This is a genomic window from Actinomadura sp. NPDC049382 (genome assembly GCF_040677125.1).
GTDB lineage: Bacteria > Actinomycetota > Actinomycetes > Streptosporangiales > Streptosporangiaceae > Spirillospora > Spirillospora geliboluensis.
Genome location: NZ_JBFARO010000199.1, coordinates 1 through 10188, shown reverse-complemented (window position 1 = coordinate 10188; position 10188 = coordinate 1). Strand labels below are relative to the sequence as shown.

8 protein-coding genes are annotated in these 10188 nt (G+C 76.0%); all 8 read right to left on the bottom strand.

The genetic code is table 11. From position 1 onward, the window contains the following. The coding region (locus AB0K34_RS44600; protein WP_364554574.1) for an MFS transporter at positions 1 to 707 on the bottom strand (707 nt) is incomplete at its 3' end. Then, on the bottom strand, positions 704 to 2338 hold the full coding sequence (locus tag AB0K34_RS44595; protein ID WP_364554572.1) for an AMP-binding protein: 1635 nt from the start codon (positions 2336 to 2338) through the stop codon (positions 704 to 706). The genes AB0K34_RS44600 and AB0K34_RS44595, both read right to left, overlap by 4 nt. 103 nt (positions 2339 to 2441) lie before the next feature. Then, positions 2442 to 5411 carry a glycine--tRNA ligase gene (locus tag AB0K34_RS44590; protein WP_364554576.1) on the bottom strand — a complete coding sequence of 990 codons (2970 nt, stop codon included), beginning with the start codon at positions 5409 to 5411 and terminating at the stop codon, positions 2442 to 2444. Positions 5412 to 5453: 42 nt separating this feature from the next. Further along, positions 5454 to 6206, bottom strand: a complete 753-nt coding sequence (locus tag AB0K34_RS44585; protein WP_364554570.1) for a phytanoyl-CoA dioxygenase family protein — start codon at positions 6204 to 6206, stop codon at positions 5454 to 5456. A 42-nt stretch (positions 6207 to 6248) separates the two neighbouring features. Then, entirely contained in the window at positions 6249 to 6941 is a 693-nt protein-coding gene (locus tag AB0K34_RS44580) for an SseB family protein (protein ID WP_301177114.1), read from the bottom strand. A 148-nt stretch (positions 6942 to 7089) separates the two neighbouring features. Next, positions 7090 to 8196, bottom strand: coding sequence for a ring-opening amidohydrolase (locus AB0K34_RS44575; RefSeq protein WP_364554568.1), 1107 nt, complete (start codon positions 8194 to 8196; stop codon positions 7090 to 7092). A gap of 1 nt (position 8197) precedes the next feature. Continuing rightward, positions 8198 to 9205: a carbamate kinase gene (locus AB0K34_RS44570; protein ID WP_364554566.1), complete on the bottom strand. Its 1008-nt coding sequence runs from the start codon at positions 9203 to 9205 to the stop codon at positions 8198 to 8200. 95 nt (positions 9206 to 9300) lie between these two features. After that, a partial coding sequence (locus tag AB0K34_RS44565; RefSeq protein ID WP_364554564.1) for a hypothetical protein occupies positions 9301 to 10188 on the bottom strand: 888 nt, incomplete at its 5' end.

Here is a 10188-nt window from a genome sequence, read left to right as displayed (position 1 = left end):
ATCCAGCCCCAGCCGGGGCCCTGCACGACGCCGAGCACCAGCGCGGCGACCCCGGCGGCGAGCAGCGCGGTGCCGAGCAGGTCGGGCAGGCCGCGGCCCGCGGCGGGCCGGGCCGGGACGCCCGCCGCCGCGCAGGCCAGCGCGAGCGCGCCGATCGGCAGGTTGACCAGGAAGATCCAGCGCCAGCCGCCGGCCGCGAGCAGCGCCGCGCCGAGCGCGGGCCCGCTCGCGCCGGCGATCCCGGACACGGCGCCGAGCAGCCCGAACGCGTGCCCGGCCCGGCCGGGGAACTCGCTCAGCCCGACCGAGATCGACAGTGCGACGACCGCGCCGCCGCCGGTCGCCTGGAGCATCCGCGCGAGCACCAGCGTCACCGGCCCGGCCGCGAGCGCGCAGGCGGCCGAGCCGAGGGTGAACACCGCGAGCCCGGCGAGGAAGATCCGCTTGGGCCCGAGCCGGTCGGCCATCCCGCCCGCGGGCAGCAGGACGGCCGCGAACACCACCGTGTACGCGGTGATCGTCCAGGACAGCCCGGCGAGGGTGCTGCCGGGGAAGGCGCGCAGCAGCTGCGGGATCGCGACGCTGACGATGTTGTAGTCGACCACCGCCATGGCGTTGGCGAGGACGACCGAGGTCAGCGCCAGCGCCCGGCGCCGGGACGGGGTGATCGCCGCGGCGCGCCGCCGGGCGAGCGACCCGGCGCTCACCGCGCGGCGGCCGCGCGCGCCCTCCGGGCGAACTCCTCCTCAAGGACCCGCTTGCGGACCTTCCCCGTCGGGGTCTTGGGCAGCTCGGCGACGACCTCCAGCCGGTCGGGCTCGTAGCCGGGCGTCATGCCCGCGTCCGCGACGCGCTTGCGCAGGTCGTCCAGCGTGGGGGGCGGGCCGCCCGGCGCGGGCACGACGACGGCCACGACGGTCTCGCCGAGCAGCGGCTCCGGCTCCCCGACGACCGCGACCTCCGCGACGCGCGGGTCGGCGCGCAGGACGCCCTCGACGGTGACGCCGGGGACGTGCAGCCCGCCCTTGTTGATCATGTCCTTGGTACGGCCGATGATCTTGATGCCGCCGCGGCCGTCCGGCCGGGCGAGGTCGCCGGTGGCGAACCAGCCGTCGTGCAGCGCGGCGGCGAACACCTCGTCGGCGCCCTCGTAGCCCAGGCACATGTTCGCGCCGCGGATCTCCAGCCGGCCCGGGCCGTCGGCGACGACGGCGCCGTCCTCGCCGACGAGCCGCAGCGACATCCACTCGACGGGGCGGCCGTCGCTGCGGGCCGCCCAGTCGGGCGGGTCGTCCGGGCGGCCGATCGTGACGCCGCCGTTCTCGGTCATCCCCCACAGCGGCCGGACCGGGAACCCGAACGTCTCCAGGAACCGCCCCGGCAGGTCCGGCGGGATCGGCGTGGAGCCGGTGACCATGTGCCGCAGCGCGACCTCCCGCGGGTTCGCGCGCTGCTCGGCGACCAGCTCGTCCAGGACGAGCGGGGTGAAGTAGGCCGCGGTGATCCCGTACTCCACGGCGAGGTCGAGGAAGTCGCCGGGCTTGAACGCGTCCGCCCACACGGCGGTGGCGCCCGCGACGAGCGGCGCCAGCATCCCGTAGAGCCAGCCGCCCTGCCCGCCGACGATGCAGGGGGTGGACAGCACGTCGTCCTCGCCGAGCCCCAGCGGGACGGTGTAGGAGCGCGCCATCGCGTACAGGGTGTTGTGGGAGTGCCGGACGCCCTTCGGCCGCCCCGTCGTGCCCGACGTGTACATGATCTGGAAGAGGTCGTCGCCGGACGGCCGGTGCCGGGGCGCCGTGCCGCCCGCCGCGAGCAGGCCGCTCTCGAAGCCGATCGCGCCGCCCGGCACGCCGTCTCCCACCACGATCTGGTGGCGCAGGTCGGGGAGCCGGTCGCGCATGCCCGCGATGGTCCCGGCGACGTCGAGGCCGCGCACCCCGTCCAGCGACACGACGGCGCGGGCGCGGGACTCGCGCAGGATCCACTCGGTGTCGGCGGCGCCCGTCGCGATGTAGTACGGGACGACGACGGCGCCGGCGCGCCCGCAGCCGAGCGCGAGGACGGTCGCCTGCCACTGGTTGACCAGCTGCATCGCGACGCGGTCGCCGGGCCCGACGCCGAGCGCGGCGAGCCCGGCCGCGCACTGGTCCACCCGCTCGGCGAGCTGCGCGTAGGTGAGGACGGCGTCGGGCCCGTCCCCGGTCTCCCAGACATGACCGACCACCGCCGGGCGGTCGGGGGCGGCGTCCGCCCACCGGTCGAGGTCGTCGAGGAATGTGCCGTCCCGCCACCAGCCCCGCCGCCGGAACTCGTGCGCGTCGTGGACGTCCGTCACGATCTGCCCCTTCCATGCCGGGTGGCTTGATCATGACCACGGCGGGGCGGGCGCGGCAACGGCCACTGTTGACGAAGACCGGACGGGCCGGTCGGCACCCGTGTCAGGCGATCTCGCGCCAGTCGAGGACGGGCGCGGCGGTGTCCCGGAGGGCGGCGAGGAGCCCGAGCCGGTTGGCGCGGACGCCGGGGTCCTCCGCCATCACCATCACGTCGTCGAAGTAGGCGTCGATGGGCCCGACGAGCGCGGACGCGGCGGCCGCGAACTCCGGCAGGGACGGCCGCGCGGTCAGCTCGGCCTTCACGCGGGTGAACGCCTCGTGCAGGGCGTGCTCCGCGGGCTCGGTGAACAGGGCGGGGTCGTAGCCGGCCTCGGTGCCGGCCGGGACGATCCGCAGGACGCGCTGCAGCGCCGTCGTGAGCCGCTCGAACGCCGCGGACCCGAGCAGCTCCCCCAGGTCGGCGGCGGCCCGCGCGGCCTGGGCGGGCGCGCCCGCGAGCGGCAGCACGGCCCGGACGACGTGCACCGGGTGCCCCTCGTCCAGCAGGTGCTGCTCCAGGCGGCGCGCGATGAACCGCTCGGCCTCGGCGAGCGCGTCCGGGGCGACGGCGACGGGCTGGTGCCGGGCGGCGACGGCGAGGCCGTCCCCGACCGTGACCGGGGCGAGGCGCGGGACGTCCCGCAGGACCGCGGTCAGCGCGAGCGCGGCGCGGCGCAGCCCGAACGGGTCGGAGCTGCCCGTCGGCGCCGACCCGACGGCGAACAGCCCGGCCAGCAGGTCGAGCCGGTCGGCGGCGGCGAGCACGGCGCCGGCGACCGAGGGGGGCGCGTCCGCGGCCGCCCGGGGCAGCTCCATCTCGTACAGGGCCCGCGCGACGCCGTCGTCCTCCCCGGCGCGGCGGGCGTACTCGCGGGCCATCGTCCCGGCGAGGCTCGGCAGCTCGATGACCATGGACGAGGCCAGGTCGAACTTCGCCAGCGCGGCGGCGCGGCCGAGCACCGCCCGCTCCGCGGCGGTGAGGTCGAGCCGGCCCGCCAGGTCGGCGGCGATCGCGGCGATGCGGGACGACCGGTCGGCCATCGACCCGAGCCGCTCGGTGAACGTCAGCCTGCCGAGCCCCTCCTTGATCTGCTCGGGCGTGCCGCGCAGGTCCTGCCGGAAGAAGAACGACGCGTCCTCGTACCGGGCGCGCAGGACGGCCTCGTTCCCGGCCCGGACGGCGTCGTGGTCGCAGTCGCCGTTGGCGACCGTGACGAAGTGCGGGAGGAGGCCGCCGGCGGCGTCCCGCACCGGCAGGTAGCGCTGGTGCTTGCGCATGACCGTGGTGAGGATCTCCTCGGGCAGCTCCAGGTACTTCGCGTCGAACGACCCGAGGAGGGCGACGGGCTCCTCGACCAGGTTCACGATCTCCTCGACGAGGGCGTGCTCGTCGGCCAGGGCGACCGTCCCGCCCAGGCCGCCCGCGAGGGCCCGCGCCGCCTCGGCGATCCGGGCCCGGCGGCGGGACGGGTCGGGCTCGATGCCGTGCTCGCGCAGCACCGCGACCAGCGACGCGGCGTCCGGCACGTCGACGCGCGGCGTAGGGGACGTCCGGTGGACGCGGGTCGCGCGGCCCGCGGTGAGGCCGCCCACCGCGACCGGGACCTCCCGGTCGTCCAGCAGCGCCACCAGCCAGCGGATCGGGCGGGCGAACGACAGGCCGGGAGCGTTCCACCGCATGTTCTTCCCGGCGCGGAGCCCGGTGACGATCTCCGGGAGCAGCCCGGCGAGGACCTCGGCGGCCGAGCGGCCCGCGACCGTCCGGGTGTAGCCCGCGTACTCCCCGCCGGCGACGGCGACCTTCCGGACGTCGGAGACCTCGATCCCGTGGCCGCGCGCGAACCCCTCCAGCGCCCGCGTCGGCGCGCCGGACGCGTCGTAGGCCGCGGCGAACCGCGGCCCCTTCACGACCTGCTCGGCGTCGGGCTCGCGGGCCTCCAGGCCCTGGACGAGCACGATGATCCGGCGCGGCGTCGCGTACGCGGCGAGCGAGGACGCGTCGGTGAGCAGCCGGGCCTCGGCCAGCCCGTCGCGCAGCCGTCCCTCGACATGCTCGGCCGTCCTCCCGACCTCGCCCGGCGGCAGCTCCTCGACGCCGATCTCCAGCGCGAACGTCCCGGCGGACGCGGCGTCCGGCAGCTCGCCCGGCTCGACCGCGGCGGGCGGCGCGGTGGCGTCGCCGAGGGGGTGCCCCAGTTCGGCGCGGCGCTCCACCCACAGCGCGGCGACCTCGTGGGCGAGGCCGCGCATCCGGGCGAACGCGCGGGCCCGCTCGGTGGTGCCGATCGCGCCGCGCGCGTCCAGCACGTTGAACGCGTGCGAGCACTTCAGCACGTAGGAGTGGGCGGGGACGGGCAGCCGCGCGTCCAGCATCCGCCGCGCCTCGGCCGCGTACGCCTCGAACAGCTCCCGGTTCGCCGCGATGTCGGCGTCGTCGAGGTAGTAGCGGCTCATCTCGTACTCGGCCTGCCCGAACGCCTCGCCGTACGTGATGCCCGGGGCGTACTGGATGTCCTTGAAGTGGGAGACGCCCTGGAGCGCCATCAGGATGCGCTCCATCCCGTAGGTGATCTCGACCGCGACGGGGTCGAGGGTCAGCCCGCCCGACTGCTGGAAGTAGGTGAACTGGGTGATCTCCAGGCCGTCCAGCCACACCTCCCAGCCGAGCCCCCACGCGCCGAGCGCGGGCGACGCCCAGTCGTCCTCGACGAACCGGACGTCGTGCGCGCGCAGGTCGACGCCGAGCGCGGCGAGGCTGCCGAGGTACTGCTCCTGCGCGTCGCCCGGCTCCGGCTTGAGGACCACCTGGAACTGGGTGTGGGTCTGCAGCCGGTTCGGGTTGTCGCCGTAGCGGGAGTCGTCGGGGCGGACGCTCGGCTCGGTGTAGGCGACGCGCCACGGCTCGGGGCCGAGGACGCGCAGCGCCGTCGCCGGGTTGAGCGTCCCCGCCCCCACCTCGGTGTTCATCGGCTGCGCGACGAGGCAGCCGCGCCCCGCCCAGTAGTCGGTGAGCCGGATCAGGGCGTCCTGCATGGTCAGCACGGGAAGTCTCCAATGGGCGCGGAAAGGACAAGCCTAGAAGCGCCCGAGACCTCGCTCGATCGCGACGCGCACGGGAGACGTCGCGGGAAGGGGGCCGGAGGGGATCAGCGGCGGCTGCGCCATGAACCTGGGGCGCGTCCCGTGGTGCCCCTGCGCGGCGTGGACGAGGAACGGGTGGCACAGGTACACGTCACCGGCGCGGCCCGTCGCGTGCGCGAGCGGCCGGTGCTCCGTCGCCGCCGCGGCCTTGCCCGCCAGCTCCATGAACGGCAGGCCCGCCTTGCCGGCGGGCTCCAGGATCGGCGGGACGTCCAGGTGGGAGCCGACCCGGATGCGGGTGGGGCCGTCGTCCTCGGACACGTCCGAGAACAGGAACAGCATCAGCAGCGCGCGGCCCGCCGACTCGACGTTCGCCCGGTAGGACATGAAGTCGGCGGGGTCGTCGCCGGGGAAGGACGTGTCGATGTGCCAGCCGTCGTCGCCGGGCGGCTCGTCGCTGGGGAACCGCACGGGGAACGTGCCGAGGCCGCCGCGCGGCAGCCAGGCGCCCTCGCCGACGACCGCGTCGAACGCGGCGCGCAGGCGGGGCGTGTTCGCGGCGGCCCGGAACGGCTCCTCGGCGTGCTCGCCGAGCCGGACCACCGGCCGGGTCCAGGTCGCGGGGTCGTCCGGGTCGCAGCCGGTGCCGCGCCACAGGATCGCCCGGCACTCGGCGGCCAGGTCGCGGGGGAACGCCTCGTCCACCCGCACGAACCCGTCGGTGAGGAAGGCGTCAACGTCGATCATGCCGCACAGGGTCGCAGGGCGGGGCCGCCGGAGGCGAGCGAATTACCGGCGGACGTTCAGCTCGACGCCGCCGACGATGCGGCCGCGCAGCAGCTCGGCGAGCCGGTCGGAGACCCGCTGCACGGTGCCCCGCTCGTCGTGCCCCGGCGCGACGGAGAACCGGACCGCGACCTCCGCGGACGTCCCCTCGGTCACCCGGACGCCCGTCACCGACGGGTCGGAGCCGAACGCGGCGTCGACGGCGGCGAGGACGTCGGGGTCCTCGTGCGGCGGCGGGATGGGGCGGCCCTCGGCGAGCAGGTGCAGGCGCAGCCCCTCCACGGCGAACGGGACCGGGCCGGCGACGTCCACGACCAGGGCGTCGGCGCCCTCGTCGAGGGCGGCGCGGCAGGCGTCGCCGCCGCGCACCGTCACCGGGCGGGCGTCCGCGCGCCACGCCTTCATCGTCTCGGCGCAGGTGAAGCCGAGCACGCCGCGCCGCCCGTCGTCGCCGATCAGCGTGGGCAGCGCCATCTCGCTCGACTTCTCGCGGCGCAGCTCGCCGGGCGCGACCTCTTCCTCCTCGGTGAGGACGGCGACGATCGGCACGAGCAGCCGGGCGCCCTGGAGCCGCCGCAGCACCGTGTGCGCGCCGACGCGGCCCGCGGCGTACCCCGTGAGCGCCTCGCACAGCCGGGGATCGGCACTGCCGTCGTCCCCGGGGATCAGTGGTTCGGGAATGGTCAGTCCGGACACGCCAGGCAGGCTATAACCTCAGGCGACCCCTGTGGGCGACTAACCGGATACTCTCCGTTCCATCCGCTCCGCATGACCTGCGGGGGGCGACCCCCACAGGCCCCGGAAGGACCGGCCGACCGGCGCCTTCCGGGGCTCCGGGCGCCGGTCAGCCGAGGTCGGCGATGGCCGCCACCGTGCCGCCGCCGGACGGGCCCTGATGGACGGCCGCGACCGACACGAACACCGCCGGGTCGCCCGTCACGGACGCCGCGACACCGCCCACGCACGCCTTGATCTGCCGGTGCCAGTGCACGTCGGAGTCGTCCAGCATGATGTTGCGGCGGCCCCGGACCGCGCCGCTCGGGTCGGCCTCGCACTTGATGAACACGTTGACGAGCCGGTCGCCGAGGTCCGCGGCGCGGGGGCGGTCGGGCAGGTCCAGGCCGGTCGAGGTGATGGCGTCCCAGATGCCGTCGGCGTCCAGTGCGTCCTTCATCACACCGTGCCCGGCCCGGTACCTGCCGCCGATGCCGCGCACGTTGCCGACGACGACGATCTGCGCCCGGTCGAGCTCCACGCCGGACGAGCAGGACGCCACCGACGAGTACAGCGACAGGTCCCGGTGGATCTGCTCGGCGGACGGCATCGCGATCTCGCCGAGCGCGACGGCGATGCCGAGCGCGGTGGTCGAGTTGGAGATGTCCATCGACTTCAGCGTGTCCTCGGTGACGACGTCGCGGCCCCGCGCCTTGGCGTCGTTGATGGTGTCGAGGGTGAGCAGCGGCGTCTTGGTCTGCACGTAGTGGACGTCGGCGGAATCGTCGATCCCGGCGGTCTTCATCGCCTCGCGGACCCCGGCGGCGACGGTCTCGACCATCGCAGGGCGCCCGATGTCCTCGGGCAGGATGACCTCGCTCATCGCGACGCCGACCGACAGGCGCGGCTCGTCCGAGGCGGGCGCGGTCGCCGGGTCGGTGGTGGCGAACACGGTCGCGTGCGGGCTGAGGACGCCGTCGGTGCCGCCCGACCACACCAGCGGGACGCGCGCGACCTCGTCCGCCGTCCGGGTGCCCTTGGCGGTGAGGACCTCGCGGAACGCCCGGTCGGCCAGCAGCCGCGTGTAGTCGTTCACGCCGCCGTTGCCCTCGGTCTTGCCGACGACGGCGAGGACGCGGTCGGCCTCCAGGACGCCGTCGTCGATCAGCCGGGCGAGCCCGGACGCGTCGGTCACGCTCTCGATGGGGATCTTGCGGACTTCGATCGGGTCGGGCACGTCATCGCTCCTCGGCTGCTCTGCTCGGTGTGGTCTCTACCCCGGTCGGCGCCTCCACGACCGTCCCGGCGCGGCCGTGCGCGGCCTCGCCGAGCCGGGCCAGCGAGGCGATCGCGCCGCGCCGGCCGCCGGCCGCGACGAACCGCCGCACCGCCTCCACCTTCGGGCCCATGCTGCCGCCGGCGAAGTGCCCGGCGGCGGCCAGCGCGGCCAGCTCGGCGGGGGTGGCACGGCGCAGCGGGCGGGCCCGCGGCGTGCCGAACCCGGTCATCGCGTACTCCACGTCGGTGGCGATGACGAGGGTGGACGCGCCGAGCCGGCGGGCCAGCAGCTGCGCCGCCAGGTCCTTGTCGACGACGGCCTCGACGCCGCGCAGCGCCCCGTCCGCCCGGACCACGGGCGCTCCCCCGCCGCCCGCCGCGACGACGACGTGCCCGGCGTCCAGCAGGACGGCGGCGGCGTCCGCGTCCAGGATCTCCAGCGGCTCCGGGGAGGCGACGACGCGCCGCCAGCCCCGCGCGCCGAACCGCCGCCACGTCTCGCCGCGCGCCATGGACCGGCGCGCCTGCTCCTCGGGGAAGTAGCGGCCGATCGGCTTGGCGGGGGCGGCGAAGCCGGGGTCGGCGGCGTCCACCAGCGTGCGCGTCACCACCGTGGACACCGGGCGGGCGGCGCCGCGCGCGGCGAGCGCCCGGTCCAGCGCGTTCATGATCATCACGCCGACGGTGGCCTGGGTCTGCGCGCCGCACCAGTCCAGCGGGACGGGCGGCACCACGCCCGCCGCGAGCTGGTTCTTGATCAGCAGGTTGCCGACCTGCGGGCCGTTGCCGTGCGTGAGCGCGACCCGCGCGCCCGCCGCGGCCAGGTCGGCGACGTGCGCCATCGCGGCCTCGATCGCGGCCGCCTGCGCGTCCGGCGCGGCGCTGCCGTCCGGCGCGGTCATGGCGTTGCCGCCGAGCGCGATCAGGATCCGCTCGCCGTCGAGCGGTCCCCCGCCGTTCCAGGTCACGGGACGGACGCTAACCCGCGCGAAGGGCGGCGCTCATGGGCGAAATCCGCCCAACGAGCGCCGCTTCTTCGGCACTTTCTCGGGACGCGCGCCCGTCAGGGGCGCGCGCCGAGCCGGCCGACCCAGCCCATCGCCTCGTAGGTGGTCGTGACGGTCCCGTGCCCGGCCTCGGTCGTCCGGAACTCGAGCAGGTCGGCGGTCGTCGCCGAGATGACCAGCCGGGACTCGGTCGCGGCCGCGCCGCCGTCCGGGCCCGACGCCGCGACGACGGCCATGCCGGGGCGGCCGAGCCGGTCGGTGGCCTCGCCGGCCAGCCGGATCTCGGGCTGCCCGGCGAGGACCTTGAACAGCGCCGACTTGGCGCCCGGCGTGAGCGGCCCGCCGAGCAGGTCGTGCGCGATCCCCCACACGTAGGCGGTGAAGGTGCCCTTGAACGGGTTCTCGGCGGACTTCAGCTCGCGCTGGTAGCGGTCGCGCAGCACGGCCGACAGGCTCCCCGGGTCTTCGGGCAGGGACGCGATCTGCTCGGCGGTCATCTCCCCGGTGCCGGGGCCGCGGCGCATCGGCCCTTCCCAGACCCGCTTCTCGCTGGAGCCTGCGAGGCGGGGGGACCCGTCCTGCTGCCAGAGGGCCTTGTCCCGGTCGGTGGGGAAGACGAGCTTGTCCGGGCCGCCGGTCTTGCGCGCCCTGCTTCCGTCGCGCGCGAGCCAGACCTCGCCGGGGCTCTCGATGAGGGCCTTGTAGGTGATCTTCTTGTCCACCTTGCGGCGGTCCGGCCCCGTGCCGACGATCGCCCTGCGGTGCCCGCCCACCTCGCTCGTCGTCAGCTGCCGGTTGTACCAGTAGCGGCCGGTCGCGGCCGGGGCCTTCGCCGCGGTCGTCGCGCTGGCGAGCAGGAACGTGCGCGCGTCGGCGGGCCCCTCCTGCGCCGACGGCGGCCGCGCGGGGGTGTCGCCGCCGCCCGTGACGACGACGGCCCCGGC

Bases quoted from the DNA above. Each gene is read 5' to 3' on its own strand.
- AB0K34_RS44585 (WP_364554570.1), bottom strand. From the start codon at position 6,206: ATGATCGACGTTGACGCCTTCCTCACCGACGGGTTCGTGCGGGTGGAC.
- AB0K34_RS44590 (WP_364554576.1), bottom strand. From the start codon at position 5,411: ATGCAGGACGCCCTGATCCGGCTCACCGACTACTGGGCGGGGCGCGGC.